This is a genomic window from Pedobacter nutrimenti, assembly GCF_032678445.1.
Classification (GTDB): domain Bacteria; phylum Bacteroidota; class Bacteroidia; order Sphingobacteriales; family Sphingobacteriaceae; genus Pedobacter; species Pedobacter nutrimenti_A.
Genome location: NZ_JAVTSQ010000006.1, coordinates 1 through 14,881, shown reverse-complemented (window position 1 = coordinate 14,881; position 14,881 = coordinate 1). Strand labels below are relative to the sequence as shown.

14 protein-coding genes are annotated in these 14,881 nt (G+C 39.7%); 9 read left to right on the top strand and 5 right to left on the bottom strand.

Translation table 11 applies throughout. The annotated features are described in order from the left end of the window. Positions 1-10 precede the first annotated feature (10 nt). The 3 genes from R2S08_RS11630 (at position 11) to R2S08_RS11620 (ending at position 3,452) form a co-directional block, all read left to right on the top strand. Positions 11-976 (top strand): SIS domain-containing protein, encoded by a 966-nt coding sequence (locus R2S08_RS11630; RefSeq protein WP_133778402.1) that lies wholly within the window; start codon positions 11-13, stop codon positions 974-976. A gap of 18 nt (positions 977-994) precedes the next feature. Beyond that, the gene (locus tag R2S08_RS11625; protein WP_316835336.1) at positions 995-2,086 is read left to right on the top strand and encodes a mannose-1-phosphate guanylyltransferase; all 1,092 of its coding nucleotides are present in this window, start codon (positions 995-997) and stop codon (positions 2,084-2,086) included. 94 nt (positions 2,087-2,180) lie between these two features. Beyond that, on the top strand, positions 2,181-3,452 hold the full coding sequence (locus R2S08_RS11620; RefSeq protein WP_316835335.1) for an Hsp70 family protein: 1,272 nt from the start codon (positions 2,181-2,183) through the stop codon (positions 3,450-3,452). Between the two features lie 4 nt (positions 3,453-3,456). Here R2S08_RS11620 and rlmB read toward each other — a convergent pair whose 3' ends face one another. Beyond that, positions 3,457-4,227 carry a 23S rRNA (guanosine(2251)-2'-O)-methyltransferase RlmB gene (gene rlmB / locus R2S08_RS11615; RefSeq protein WP_316835334.1) on the bottom strand — a complete coding sequence of 257 codons (771 nt, stop codon included), beginning with the start codon at positions 4,225-4,227 and terminating at the stop codon, positions 3,457-3,459. 207 nt (positions 4,228-4,434) lie between these two features. On the opposite strand from rlmB, the gene dnaB reads away from it, so the two are divergent. After that, positions 4,435-6,009 carry a replicative DNA helicase gene (dnaB, locus tag R2S08_RS11610; protein ID WP_133778406.1) on the top strand — a complete coding sequence of 525 codons (1,575 nt, stop codon included), beginning with the start codon at positions 4,435-4,437 and terminating at the stop codon, positions 6,007-6,009. 1 nt (position 6,010) lies between these two features. Here dnaB and chrA read toward each other — a convergent pair whose 3' ends face one another. Both chrA and R2S08_RS11600 read right to left on the bottom strand, forming a co-directional pair. Further along, entirely contained in the window at positions 6,011-7,210 is a 1,200-nt protein-coding gene (gene chrA / locus R2S08_RS11605; RefSeq protein WP_316835333.1) for a chromate efflux transporter, read from the bottom strand. Positions 7,211-7,221: 11 nt separating this feature from the next. Beyond that, positions 7,222-7,557 (bottom strand): tetratricopeptide repeat protein, encoded by a 336-nt coding sequence (locus R2S08_RS11600; protein WP_133778407.1) that lies wholly within the window; start codon positions 7,555-7,557, stop codon positions 7,222-7,224. 139 nt (positions 7,558-7,696) lie between these two features. Here R2S08_RS11600 and R2S08_RS11595 point away from each other — a divergent pair, with 139 nt between their 5' ends. The 5 genes from R2S08_RS11595 to R2S08_RS11575 all read left to right on the top strand — a co-directional run bounded on the left by R2S08_RS11595 (position 7,697) and on the right by R2S08_RS11575 (position 12,744). Beyond that, positions 7,697-8,434 carry an electron transfer flavoprotein subunit beta/FixA family protein gene (locus R2S08_RS11595; RefSeq protein WP_316835332.1) on the top strand — a complete coding sequence of 246 codons (738 nt, stop codon included), beginning with the start codon at positions 7,697-7,699 and terminating at the stop codon, positions 8,432-8,434. A 37-nt stretch (positions 8,435-8,471) separates the two neighbouring features. Continuing rightward, complete coding sequence (locus R2S08_RS11590) at positions 8,472-9,443, top strand: electron transfer flavoprotein subunit alpha/FixB family protein (protein WP_316835331.1); 972 nt, start codon at positions 8,472-8,474, stop codon at positions 9,441-9,443. A 40-nt stretch (positions 9,444-9,483) separates the two neighbouring features. Continuing rightward, positions 9,484-10,095, top strand: a complete 612-nt coding sequence (locus R2S08_RS11585) for a bifunctional nuclease family protein (protein ID WP_133778410.1) — start codon at positions 9,484-9,486, stop codon at positions 10,093-10,095. A 115-nt stretch (positions 10,096-10,210) separates the two neighbouring features. Next, positions 10,211-11,587, top strand: coding sequence for a nucleoside permease (locus tag R2S08_RS11580; protein WP_316835330.1), 1,377 nt, complete (start codon positions 10,211-10,213; stop codon positions 11,585-11,587). 29 nt (positions 11,588-11,616) lie between these two features. Next, positions 11,617-12,744: a DUF3667 domain-containing protein gene (locus R2S08_RS11575; RefSeq protein ID WP_316835329.1), complete on the top strand. Its 1,128-nt coding sequence runs from the start codon at positions 11,617-11,619 to the stop codon at positions 12,742-12,744. A gap of 69 nt (positions 12,745-12,813) precedes the next feature. On the opposite strand, the gene R2S08_RS11570 is transcribed toward R2S08_RS11575, so the two are convergent. Further along, positions 12,814-14,103, bottom strand: a complete 1,290-nt coding sequence (locus tag R2S08_RS11570; RefSeq protein ID WP_133778413.1) for a citrate synthase — start codon at positions 14,101-14,103, stop codon at positions 12,814-12,816. A gap of 115 nt (positions 14,104-14,218) precedes the next feature. After that, entirely contained in the window at positions 14,219-14,746 is a 528-nt protein-coding gene (locus tag R2S08_RS11565) for a DUF3347 domain-containing protein (RefSeq protein WP_316835328.1), read from the bottom strand. Between the last annotated feature and the right edge of the window lie 135 nt (positions 14,747-14,881).

Sequence of the window (14,881 nt, the reverse complement as noted above, 5' to 3'; positions counted from 1 at the left end):
ATAATTCTGTTTGAAAAGTAAAAAATCAATAATTGAGGCAGGAGTCAGCACTTTACAACTGGAGGCGCAGGCCATTTCAGGTTTAATCAAGAATATTAATGACGATTTCGTTAAGGCCGTCAGCTTAATTATAGAAAGCGAAGGCCGGGTGGTGGTTACCGGAATTGGTAAAAGTGCCATCATTGCACAGAAAATTGTAGCCACCTTCAACTCTACCGGAACGCCCTCCGTTTTTATGCATGCGGCTGATGCTGTACACGGCGATCTTGGGATGATCCAAAAGAACGATATCATTATCTGCATTTCCAAAAGCGGCAATACCCCCGAAATTAAAGTACTTTGCCCTTTACTCAAACAATCGGGCAATGTTTTAATTGGCATGGTTGGACAACTTCAATCAGCCCTGGCAGACCATGCTGATCTGATTCTCGATACCACCGTAGAGAAAGAAGCCTGCCCAAATAACCTGGCACCTACCACTAGTACTACAGCCCAATTGGCAATGGGCGATGCCCTGGCCGTTTGCCTGCTGCATGCAAGAGAATTCAATAGTGATGATTTTGCACGATATCACCCAGGAGGCTCACTGGGCAAGAAATTATATCTTAAAGCCACTGATCTTGCTTCAAGAAATGAAAAGCCTTCTATCTCGCCAGATTCACCAATCAAAGATGTCATTATAGAAATAAGTCAAAACCGTTTAGGCGTTGTTGTTGTTATTGAGAACGATACGATTCTCGGAATAATTACTGATGGAGATATTAGAAGAATGTTGGAAAAACATTCTAATTTAGCAAACATTATGGCGAAAGACATTATGAATACCAATCCTAAAAAAATTGACAAAGATGCTCTGGCAGTCGATGCCCTGGAAGTGATTAAGCAAAATAATGTTACCCAATTGCTGGTTACCAATGGAAGTAAGTATTTCGGCATTATTCATTTACACGACCTTCTTCAGGAAGGGATTATATAAAACCATCTTATAAACAGCATGAACAAAAATAATTACGCCTTAATTATGGCCGGCGGTGTCGGAAGCCGTTTTTGGCCAGTAAGCAGAACAGAATACCCAAAACAGTTCATTGATTTTTTTGGAATTGGAAAAACCCTCATACAGAGTACATACGATCGTTTTTTAAAGATTTGTCCCCCAGAAAATATTTTTATCGTCACCAATGAGATCTATACAGATATCATCAAAACTCAGTTACCCAATATACAGGACAACCAAATTCTTGCTGAGCCCATTATGCGCAATACAGCACCATGTATTGCTTATGGTTCCATGAAAATATCCGAACTCAATCCCGATGCGGTAATTGTGGTCGCTCCTTCAGATCACACCATTGCCGATCTGGATAGTTTTGTATCTGCCATCGAAGAGTCGCTGGAAGCAGCAGCTCAAAATGATTGTCTGATCACCCTGGGCATTAAACCCAGCCGCCCGGATACTGGCTACGGTTATATCCAGTATGTAGACAACACTTTGACTTCAGATCCAAGAATCCATAAAGTAAAGCTATTCACAGAAAAGCCCAACCTGGAACTGGCTAAATCATTTATTCAGAGCGGTGACTTTTTATGGAATGCAGGTATATTCATATGGTCTGCAAAAGCCATTAACAATGCCTTTCACAAACATCTTCCCGAAATGCATGAAATTTTCCAGTCGGGCCTGCCCTTATACAATACTTTAAAGGAATCGGCCTTTATCAGTGATGCCTATCAGCAGTGTACCAATATCTCTATTGACTTTGGCATCATGGAAAAAGCCAATAACGTCTACGTATTACCTGCTGATTTTGGCTGGTCTGATTTGGGCACATGGGCTTCTATTTATGATATGGCAGAAAAAGATTACGTTGGAAATGCGGTAATTCCTACCGAGAAGGTCATGATGTTTGATTCATCCAATTGCATGGTGAATGTACCTAAAGATAAGCTTGTGATCTTACAAGGTCTACACGACTACATTGTAGTTGAGTCCAACAATATCTTGTTGGTTTGTCCAAGAAGTGAAGAACAAAGCGTAAAACAAATTGTTGCCGACATTAAATCCAAACACGGCGCAAAATTTATTTAAGCACCGATCGTTTTAAAAACGTTCAAAATTATTTTTGATTTGCCTTCAGGTTATCATACGACCTGGAGGTATTTTTTTTAGCTATACCCTGTTTATGAATAATTATCTGTACGGAATCGATTTTGGAACAACGAACTCCTCTCTTTGCATCTTTGACGAAGAAAAAAACGAAATCATCCACACCATCACCGTTCCTTCCCTCCTCTATTTCCAAAGCGAACAAACCTTATCCGAACCGTTACACTATTGTGTTGGTGAAGAAGCAATTTCTTCATACCTGAAAGACGGGATGAAGGGACGTTTTATGAAATCTGTCAAAAGGATTTTACCTAGGAGCAGCTTTATCGAAACCCGCATTTTTAACAAAAGGTACAATGCATCAGATCTTGTTACATTGATCCTGAAAGAACTCAAAACAAAGGCAGATCAAGTTATTGGCCAGGAATGTTCCAAAGCCATTATTGGCAGACCTGTATTCTTTGATGATGACAGCTCGGAAAAAGATAATCTCGCTCAAAAACGATTACATAAGGCGGCAGAACAGGCTGGCTTTACCAACTTTGCTTTTCAATTTGAACCCATCGGTGCCGCCTTTGCCTATGAAAGGACACTGGAACATAAAGAAAAAGTACTGGTAGCAGATTTAGGCGGAGGTACAACAGATTTTACCTATATGGTACTGGATCCTTCCAAAACCGATCATAAAGACAGAAAAGAAGACATCCTTGCTACCGGCGGTATCTATATTGGAGGAGATAGTTTTGATTCTGCTTTTATGTGGGAAAAAGGAACACCTTATTTCGGCAAAGAAACCATGTATGAAGCCGCTCCAGGTAAAATGCTGAAAGTTCCGGTTTCACTCTTTACACATATTTGCTCCTGGGAACAAATGAACTTCTTTAACGGACTTAAAGTCAAAAATGATCTCCAGAACTATTACCATTATTCTAAACGAGACGCAAAATTCAAAAACCTGCTTACCTTGACAGAAAACAATCTGGGTTATTCCGTTTTTCAGTCCATTGAAAAAACAAAAGTAGAACTCTCAGAAAAAGCAGATTCCACATTCAGCTATTCTAATATGGAAATTGAGATCCTCGAAAATATTTCGATTGAGCAGTACAATCAAGTCATACGAAAAGACCTGGACAAAATCAGCACTTATTTGGATCAATTTCTCCTCAACAACAACATCGATCTCAAGGATATTGACAGTCTGTTCATCACCGGAGGCACATCACTTCTTATCGCTGTAAAAGAGCTTTTCAGCGATAAATTCAAGAACATACCAGTCCGGTCAGAAGACAGTTTTATTAGTGTAGCAAAAGGTTTAGCATACAGCGGATATCTTCTTAATAACAAATAAGTTATTAAGAAACTCCGCGTTGCCTGATTGCTTCATAAAGAATAACACCAGCCGATACGGAGACGTTCAGGGAACTGATCTCTCCGATCATCGGAATCTTAGCCAGATGATTGGCCATCCGCATAATATCATTTGAAATTCCTTCATCTTCAGCGCCCATTACAATGGCCGTTGGAAGTGTATAGTCCGGTACATAAATCAGGTCGTTGGTTTTCTCCGTACAAGCCACAATCTGCAAACCACATTCCTGCAAAAACAACGCTGTTTTATGCAAATTAGGATGCCTGCACACTGGTATACTGAATAAGGCACCAGCAGAGGTCTTTATCGCATCAGCATTAATCTGGGCAGAGTTTTTAGTAGGTACCACCAAGGCATGTACACCTGCACAAGCAGCTGTTCTGGCGATTGCACCCATATTTCTAACATCAGTAATTCCATCCAGGATCAGCACCAATGGTGTCTCTCCTTTTTCATAAATGGCTGGTATAATGTCTTCTATCTTTTGAAAAGTAATGGAAGAAATTACAGCGATAACACCCTGATGATTCTTCTGTGTCATCCGGTGCAATTTCTCTACAGGCACATTGTGTACTGGAACTTCTATACCTTTCAATAATGATTTAAGCTCAAGCATCAAATCTCCGGCCAGGCCACGCTGAATATAAATACTCTCGATATCCTTTCCAGCTTTAATAGCCTCTATTACAGCACGTATACCAAATACAAACTCATTATTTTCTTTAGGTCTCCCAGACCTCCTAAAATTTTCCATACCCTTTTATTAAGCTGCAAAAATAACTGAAATAATGAGATTAAGAGCAAGCTAATTAATTAAGGAGCTAACCCCCTCTTATCCACACATTTCTGTTGGAAACTATTTCAAATTTAGGGAGGAGATATAGAATCCTTGAATTTGCTTTGTTTAAATGTGTATAAAGAAATGGAAAAATGAGCTGAATTTTTGTCTATTTTTGTACCTATGAGTAACGATAACGGAAATCAAGGACAGGACAAATCAAACTTCACAGCCAGAAAAAACAGATTAAGCAATTCCATGAATACCCTGGGCAAGATCCCGCCTCAGGCTTTAGATCTTGAAGAGGCTGTTCTGGGGGCTCTAATGCTGGAAAAAGATGCCTTGTCTACAGTTATCGATATCTTAAAACCAGAAGTTTTTTATGCGGAAGCGCATAAAAAGATCTTTGAGGCCATTGCAATTCTTTTTCAGAAGTCAAAACCGGTAGATATTTTAACCGTAACATCCGAATTGAGAAATCTGGGCCAGCTGGAAATGGTTGGTGGCGCCTATTACATCACGAACCTGACCAATAGGGTTGCCTCCTCAGCCAACATAGAATACCACGCCCGTATCATCTCTCAAAAGTATATTCAGAGAGAGCTGATTCGCATCTCCTCAGAAATTATCCAGAATGCTTACGAAGATACCACAGACATTTTCGATCTTCTGGATCATGCGGAAAAAAACTTATTTGACATTGCCCAAAACAACCTGAGAAGAGATACCCAGAAAATGGACGAGATCGTTAAACAGTCTCTGGCCACTCTAGAGGAACTCAGAAATAAAAGTGATGGTTTAACTGGTGTCCCATCCGGATTTACCGACCTTGACCGGATTACCGGTGGATGGCAACCATCAGATCTTGTGATCATTGCGGCACGCCCTGCGATGGGTAAAACCGCTTTTGTTTTGACCTGTGCACGAAACGCAGCCGTAGATTTTAAACGTGCCGTAGTCGTATTCTCGCTGGAGATGTCCTCGGTTCAGTTGGTGAATCGTTTAATTTCCGGAGAAACAGAGATTGAGCAGGAAAAGATCAGGAAAGGAAATCTGGCAGAATGGGAATGGCAACAACTACACAGCAAAATCGGTACTTTAACAGAAGCACCCCTGCTTATAGACGATACCCCAGCCCTGAACATATTTGAATTCCGCGCAAAATGCCGGAGGTTAAAAGCACAATACGACCTGCAGCTGATCATCATCGATTATTTGCAGTTAATGCATGGAAAAGGTGAAGGCCAGAGTGGTGGTGGAAACAGGGAGCAAGAGATTGGTAGTATCTCAAGAGCCTTGAAATCTGTAGCCAAGGAGCTCAATGTTCCGGTACTTGCCCTCTCTCAGTTGAGCCGTGCCGTAGAAAGCAGACCCGGAGCAAACGGAAAACGACCAATGCTCTCCGATTTGAGGGAGTCAGGATCTATTGAACAGGATGCGGATATGGTATTATTCTTATACAGACCGGAATATTATGGCATCACTGAAGATGAACAAGGGCGTTCGCAAGCAGGTGTTGGCGAGGTAATTATTGCAAAACACCGTAATGGTGAAACCGGTATTGTTCCGTTAAGATTTATTGGTAAGTACGTTAAATTTGCTGATTTGGAAGACAATTTCATGCCACAAAATTCCTTCTCTATGGACAGCCCGGGAGCAGGTATGGCACCATCAGCAGATTTCGACAGACCTGCAGGAAACGTCATCATCAAGCCATCCAGAATGGATGATATGAACGATGACGACGCACCGTTCTAGCTTAAATAAAATAGCCAAGCAGTATTCCAGCAATTACAATTATTGGCGGACTAATCCTCGTAAAATTCAAAACCAGGAAGGTAACTGCCATAATGCCAATAGAAAGAAAATCGATTCCTATGGGCTTTAAGAGCAATATAAATGCAGCAATAATAAAGCCTACGCTCACCGCGTTTATACCAGTTAAAGAATGCTTAATACGGGTGATCTTTTTAAGATCATCCCAAAAGGGAACGATGAATAACACCAGGATCAAACCCGGAAGATTAATCCCCAGCACTGCTATAATCCCGCCTGTAATCTGTCCCCAGATACCATAACCAAAATTCTTCATACTTAAAGCGCCCACATAACTGGTAAAGGAGAAGGTTGGCCCAGGGAGCGCTTGCTGTATCGCAAATCCAGACAAAAACCCCGAAGCGTGCAAATAATGTTTCATTTGTACAAACTCAGTGAACATTAAAGGAACAAGTACCTGGCCGCCCCCGAATATGAAAATCCCGTTCCTGTAAAAGTTCTCAAAAAGTCTTATCGGCAAACTAAATGGTGAAGTCGTATTGATAATGGCTCCGAGAATTGCCATAAAGAGCAAAACCCCAATAAAATAACTCAATTTCTTTGGATTGATATTAGAAAACAATTTCACACGGAGCTCCGTTTCTTCTTTTGGTGTACCAATAGCAGATGAAACCATTCCACCAATCAGAATAGCCAAAGGAAATACATAGGCATTTCTTAGAACCAGAGTGGCTACCACAGAAGAAATGGCCAGCATGATAGACAACTGAGAAACCAGTACCTTTCTCGATAAATTATAAGCCCCAAAGGCTACAATTCCAAGCGCAATAGGTTGGATATATTTTAGAATTTCTATAAACCTTTCTTTTTGATCCAGCTTGCCAAAACTAATGGCCGCAAAGGTCATTACAGCAGCAGAAGGAAATATCCAGATTAAAAAGGTAGTTATAGATAACCTAAGGCCCCCTACCTTATAAGCAATCCCCACCAGTGTTTGCGTAGATGCCGGGCCCGGAAGCACCTGCGCAAGGGCATTGAGTTCCAGTAAATCCTCTTCAGAGATAAACCTGTGGCTCTTTACAAAATACTTTAGCAAAAGAGAAATATGCGCCTGGGCCCCTCCGAAGGCCGTGAATGTAAATAGAATCACATTCCTGATGAATAACAGCTGCCGCTTTGCCAATGTATTACAATTTAATCATCTTCATAGTCCATTCCCATAGCAGAATTCAGGGCGCCCTGTAGTTCTGAATAAGCATGATTATCTCTTTTATTCCTCGCCGCAATCATACCCTGCTGATAAGTCTCAATCGCTTTATCTGCTTGCTGCTCTTTTTCATAGAGTTTGCCCAGATGATAATAAGTACCTACATAATCGGCATGCTTATTGACTAGTATATGATAATAATGAAATGCTTTTTCTGTGTCATTTAAGTTGTTATACTCAGTGGCCAGGGCATAAATAACGAAGGGATCATTAGGATCACTTTCAAAAAATTCCAATAACTTGATTAAACGGGTACTTTGCATTTTAAATCCCTGCTTTTTTAATTAGATTTGCAAAAAGACAATTTTATAAGATACCACCAGGCAAAGCTATTTAATCGTAAAATTAGATAAAACTGAAAAGCCTGAGGTTGACTCATTAAAGTTAAAAAATTAAATTTGTATGAAAATATTAGTTTGTATCAGTAACGTGCCCGACACAACGACAAAAATAACTTTTACTAACGATAATACACAATTCAATACATCGGGAGTTCAATTTATTGTAAATCCTTATGATGAAATTGCGTTATCAAGAGCGATTGAACTTTGCGAAGGTGGAAAAGGTACAGTTACCGCAATTAATGTAGGAGACAGCAGTACAGATCCAACCATCAGAAAAGCACTGGCCATTGGTGCCGACGATGCGGTTAGGATTAATGCTCTACCACGTGATGCTTATTTTACAGCCTATCAGATCGCTGAATATGCTAAAACCGGAGATTTCGATATGATCCTCTGTGGACGTGAGTCTATCGACTACAACGGTGCGCAGGTAGCTGCTATGGTTGGTGAATTTTTGGATATCCCTTCAATATCTATCATTAAAAAACTGGATTACGATGGAACCACTGCGACACTGGAGCGTGAAATTGAAGGCGGTAAAGAAGTAGTTTCAGTTACAGGCAAATTTATTGCAAGCTGTGCAGAAGGTGTCGCAGAACCCAGAATCCCTAATATGAGAGGGATCATGTCTGCAAGAACCAAATCCCTTCAAGTCGTAGAAGCAGTTGAAATTGCAGAAGTCGCAAAGGTGGTTAAATTTGAGACCCCTGCCCCAAGAGGAGCCGTTAAACAAGTTCCTGCAGAAGAGGCCGCAAAATTAATTGACTTATTACACACGGAAGCAAAGGTGATCTAAGGATCCTTTTTTACAAAAATTTAATTAAAAGATATTTATGTCAGTTTTAGTATATGTAGAACAAGCCGATGGCAAATTTAAGAAATCGGGTTTCGAAGCCGTTTCTTATGCAAAAGCTATTGCAGATGGACAAGGAACTCATTTAACCGCAATATCTATCGGTAATGTTGGTGAAAATGAACTGAAAGAATTAGGAAAATACGGCGCATCCAAAGTCTTAAACGTATCTTCTGATCAGTTGAAGAACTTCGTAAACCAGGCCTACGCTTCTGTAATCGTAGAAGCTGCAGCTAAAGAAAATGCAGATATCGTTGTCTTGTCCAACTCCTTCTCCGGAAAAGGTCTCGCACCAAGGGTAGCTGTAAAGCTTAAAGCAGGATTGGTAGATGGTGCAGTAGAACTGCCTCAAACAGCAGATGGTAAATTTACAGTAAAGAAAAACGCCTTCTCAGGAAAAGCTTTTGCAGTTACAGAATTAACTTCTGCAAATAAAGTGATTGCCCTGAACCCTAACGCATTTGGAACTAAGGAATCACCTGTTGATGCTACAATTGAAAACTTCACACCAGAAGTTAAATCTACAGACCTCGCAGCCATTGTAAAAGAAATTGTTCGGGCTACTGATAAAATTTCTCTGCCAGATGCAGAACTCGTGGTATCTGCAGGAAGAGGCCTGAAAGGTCCTGAAAACTGGGGAATGATTGAAGAACTTGCCAACCTGCTGGGTGCCGCTACCGCTTGCTCCAAGCCCGTATCTGATGCAGGCTGGAGACCACACTCCGAACACGTTGGGCAAACAGGAATTGCGATCAGCCCTAACTTATATATTGCGATTGGTATTTCTGGTGCTATCCAGCATTTGGCTGGTGTAAGCTCCTCCAAAGTAATCGTTGTGATCAACAAAGATCCAGAGGCTCCCTTCTTTAAAGTTGCAGATTACGGAATCGTTGGTGATGCCTTTGAAGTGGTACCTAAATTAATTGAAGCTTTAAAAGCACATAAAGGATAAAAATATAAGGCAGGCTCCGGCCTGCCCTATATTCTTTAATATGAAAAAAGTAAAACTAGATATCGTTGGCCTATCGTATAGCCAGACCCAGTCCGGTGCTTATGCATTGGTTTTGGGAGAAGTAAATGGAAGAAGACGTCTTCCTATTATTATTGGTGCTTTTGAAGCACAGGCTATTGCCATTGAAATAGAGAAAATGACACCAAGCAGACCGCTTACTCATGATCTCTTCAAATCTTTTGCCCAGACTTATGGAATTCAAATTACAGAAATTCTGATCTATAACCTGGTAGACGGCGTATTCTTTGCCAAACTCATTTGCACAGACGGAGAAAACGTACAGGAAATTGATGCCAGAACTTCTGATGCTATTGCCCTTGCCGTACGTTTCAATGCGGCTATTTATACTTATGAATTCATCATTTCATCAGCAGGTATTGTCATTGAAGGTAATGACCTTCTTTTTCTTGAAAACATGGATATGACTAAAGAAAAAGGTTCAGAAGACATCAGTACCTCTATTCCCGGAACAAATTACAAATCCCTGACAGTTGAAGAGCTGACACAAAAACTTCAGGAAGCTATTGCAGAAGAAGCTTACGAAAAAGCAGCTAAGATCCGTGACGAACTCAACAAAAGAAATTCTGCCTGACTTCTCGAAAAAAATACAAAAGGTTGGTATAAGTATTTAAGGACAATTTAGATTTTGTTTCAAAATAGTTTTATATTCAACCATTACTAACAATACATCAAACTAAACTATTATTATGAATGTTAAGTTTCGCTTAACTGTGATGAGTTTTCTGCAATTCTTCGTGTGGGGTGCGTGGTTACTTACAATTGCAAACTATTGGTTCGGGACAAAACAGTGGGACGGCACACAATTCGGAGCTATTTTCGCAACGATGGGTTTTGCATCCCTGGTAATGCCAACATTAACCGGAATTATTGCCGATAAATGGGTAAATGCAGAAGTTTTGTACAGTATTCTTCACATTCTATACGCCGGAGTACTATTTTATCTTCCCCAGGTACAGAGCCCGGACACCTTCTTTTGGGTTATGCTGGTCGCAATGTGCTGCTACATGCCAACCATCTCTTTAAGTAATTCTATATCTTACTCTACTTTAAAGTCTGGAAACCTGAATGTTGTCAAAGACTTTCCCCCCATTCGTGTATGGGGTACTGTAGGCTTTATCATTGCCATGTGGACCACTAACCTGACTGGAAATAAAGCAACCGCTTACCAGTTTTATATTGCAGGAATAGCTGCAATAGGTCTGGCCGTATATGCTTTAACCCTTCCTGCGTGTAAGCCTCAGAAGCTGATCTCGGAGAAAAATTCCTTTGCACAAACTTTTGGATTGGAAGCCTTCAAATTGTTCACCAATTATAAGATGGCTTTATTCTTTATCTTTTCCATGTTTTTAGGTGCCGCCCTCCAGCTCACCAATGCTTACGGAGATGTATATATAGATGAATTTAAACATTTTCCAAAGTATGCAGATTCACTGGTGATGAGGTATTCGACCATCATTATGTCGATTTCACAAATCTCCGAAACCCTTTTTATCCTGGCTATTCCTTTCTTCCTCAATCGCTTTGGAATTAAAAAAGTAATGATCATTGCCATGCTGGCCTGGGTATTCCGGTTTGGATTATTCGCGTATGGAAACCCTACAGGTAACCTTTGGATGATCATACTCTCCTGTATTGTATACGGTATGGCTTTTGATTTTTTCAATATCTCCGGATCTCTTTTTGTGGAAACCTCTACAACAGCAAAGACACGTTCTTCCGCGCAGGGTTTATTTATGATGATGACCAATGGTGTGGGTGCGGTATTTGGAAGCTTGATTTCAGGATGGATGATTGATAAATATTTCACAAAATCCTTTACAGACATCAACTCAACATCTGCATTTCTTGATACGGATGTCAATAATTTGCAATTGGGAAAATTCATTAAAGAGCAAGGCGTCAGCATTCTGGAAAATGGAACTTTTAACAAAGCGGTACACATGAAAGACTGGCATTCCATCTGGTTGTCTTTCACCATTTATGCCTTAGTGATCACCATTTTATTTGCTGTTTTATTCAAGCATAAACACGACCGGATCTTAATTCAGGATGTTAATCATTAAAACGGAAAACACCATATCTTTAACAGTCTATGTCAGGTAAGTACAGAAAAGAACACAATTGCCTCAATTGCGGGCAACATGTAGAAAAACATTATTGTAGCAGTTGCGGACAAGCTAACTTGGAAATTAAGGAAAACTTCTGGCAGTTCATCAGCCATAGTATTGCCCACTATTTTCATTTCGATAATAAGTTCTTTCAAACCCTAAAACCCCTGCTCGTTGAGCCAGGCCAGGTTACGCTCGATTATCTTGCTGGTAAAAGGGCCAGGTATATCAATCCGGTGAGCATGTATATTTTTGTTTCTATTGTTTATTTTATTGTAGTACCCAAAAAACTGGAACACGATCAAGAAAAACAGCAGCAACATGAGACGGTAAAAAATGTTAAAGCGGCCGCATCAGACGTTACAAAAGATTTAAAGGAAGAGGGTTTTGACGAGGATTCATTTGTAGGCAAAACAGCAAATTTTTTTCAGAAAAAAGTAAATGCCCAGGAATTTAAATCACTCAGTTTCCATCAACAGGAAGAACAGATCAAACAACTCAAGGCAACGATAGACACTTCCAAGACCGATAGAGAAGAGTATGAAGACCTTTTAGATAAATATCAGCGTTACCATATCATAAAACAAGACAGTACCTATGAGGCTTATCTGTCCAGACAGGAAAAATTACCAGAAAATAACCGCGACTCCTGGTTTGATCGCATACTGAAAAAACGGGAAATTGCCATCAATCAAAAATCTGCGTCGGGCAACTGGTCTGTTAAAGAAGAATTGGAGCATTACCGTCCTAAACAGTATTTCCTTCTGATGCCTTTGCTCGCACTGTTCATTATGTGGAATTTCAGGAAAAATCACATTTATTACCTGGACCACCTGATTTTTACGATTCATGGAACTACCGCATTTTTTATTGTCCAGATTTTTACCGTTCCCTTAAGAAGGCTAATAGGTTCTGGAGCGCTAAGTAGCATGATACAATTTGTAGTTGTAATTGGCATAGCCTGGTATTTATTCAAAGCACTTACCGTATTTTATCAGCGCCCTAAAAAGGTAATTATTAAAAAGATGATCACGTTGTTCATCCTCTATTTTATTGCGTTTGGGATTTCCGAATGGATCATAGAACGATCCATCTATTACTTTATCGGCTAACCTTCAAATACATATAAAAAAAACGTCCGGACTATTAGTCCGGACGTTTTTTTTATAGCCTATAGTTGATTAGCCTCTTTTTTCAATGCTTACAAAATCCCTGTTGGTATGACCAACATAGATTTGACGCGGACGACCAATTGGTTCTTTGTTTTCATGCATTTCTTTCCACTGTGCAATCCATCCAGGTAAGCGTCCTAAAGCGAACAATACCGTAAACATATCTGTAGGGAAACCTAAAGCTCTGTAAATAATTCCAGAATAAAAATCTACGTTAGGATATAACTTACGCTCTACAAAATACGGATCGCTCAGTGCAGCTTCTTCTAGTTTCTTGGCAATTTCCAGAACAGGATCATTGATTCCCAATTTTTCCAGGATCTCATCACATGCCTTTTTAATGATCTTTGCTCTTGGGTCAAAGTTCTTATACACACGGTGGCCAAAGCCCATCATACGGAAAGGATCATTTTTATCTTTAGCTTTATTGATCCATTTTTCAGTATCTCCTCCATCCTCTTTAATTTTCTCCAGCATTTCAATTACAGCCTGGTTGGCACCTCCATGAAGTGGCCCCCATAAAGCAGCAATACCTGCAGAAACAGATGCATATAGATTACAATCTGAAGAACCCACCATTCTTACTGTAGAAGCAGAGCAGTTTTGCTCATGATCCGCGTGAAGAATTAATAAAGTATTCATTGCTTTAACTACAACCGGATCAATCTCGATCTCTTCAGTACGCTGACCAAAGATCATGTTAATGAAATTGGTCACATAGTCGAATTTATTTTTAGGATAAATCAGCGGATGACCTAATGACTTTTTATAAATGAAAGAAACGATAGTAGGGAATTTAGCCAGAAGTTTAATCATGGTCAGATCCATGGTTTCTGGTGAAGAATTGGCATTAAGAGATTCAGGATAGAATGTGGACAGTGAGCATACCAAAGAAGCCAGTTGAGCCATTGGATGCGATTTCGAAGGATAACCATCCAGGAACTTCTTCATATCTTCGTGAATCAGCGTATGACGGCTGATCTGAGATTGAAAGTCAGCAAGCTGCTCCTGAGTTGGAAGATCACCATAAATCAGTAAATAAGCAACTTCAAGGAAAGTAGATTTTTCGGCAAGTTCTTCGATAGCATAACCTCTATATTTTAAAATACCTTTTTCGCCATCCAAAAAAGTAATCGCACTTTTTGTAGAGCCTGTATTTTTGTACCCAAAATCAAGGGTAATATAACCTGTTTGATCCCTTAACTTTGAAATATCTATTGACTTTTCACCTTCGGTTCCTGTAATAACAGGGAATTCGTACACTTTACCATCAATCTTAATTTCTGCAATCTCTGACATATCTTATAATTTATAATAACAAAAGTAATTAATCTATCTCTATTCGTGGTTTAACAACTATAACAAAGCTGTTAAATAATTATTAAATGACTGATCATTAATCAGGAAAACTAAATTATTTTCCTTTTATTTCTTCAATAACTGCTCCACAATCCATCATCTCCGATCCGTAATAAGGATTCTGGATCTTCTTGTCTGAAGACAACCAATCTCCTCCATCACCATGGTTAGCCATTGGACAATGCTGTACGTAAATAGTACCCGACAGCAAATCAGCATGTTTAAACATCGCAATGACATCAGAGCTCAAAAAAGTAAACTCTTTTCTCTGTTCTTCAATGTTTTTGGCATCCTTAATTTTATCTGCAATTAATGCAGTATTCTCACAACCCTGAAACACGGCTAATTTAGCAGAAAGCACTTTTGCAGCAGCTTTAGCCTCTTCATATTTAGTGTCTACCAACGCATTTTTAAGCACAATATAATCTGTATATATTGCCTGGACCGCGGGTTCCTTTAAACTGACCGCACTACCACTTTTTGCAGGCACCCCAGTACTATCTGCTGCAGCTGCAGCATGATGCTCTGTATTCTGGCAGGAAAACAAAGCAAATAAAAGTACTGCTCCTATATATTTATTCATATGTTTTGTTTTTTGCTCAAAATAGCATTTTAAATTTGAATATTTAAAAAAGAACATCATTTTTTAGAGGGTTAAAGGCATTTATGAGCTAATTATTACAAAATAGAAAACCGGGCCAGATCTCCCAAAAGCAGG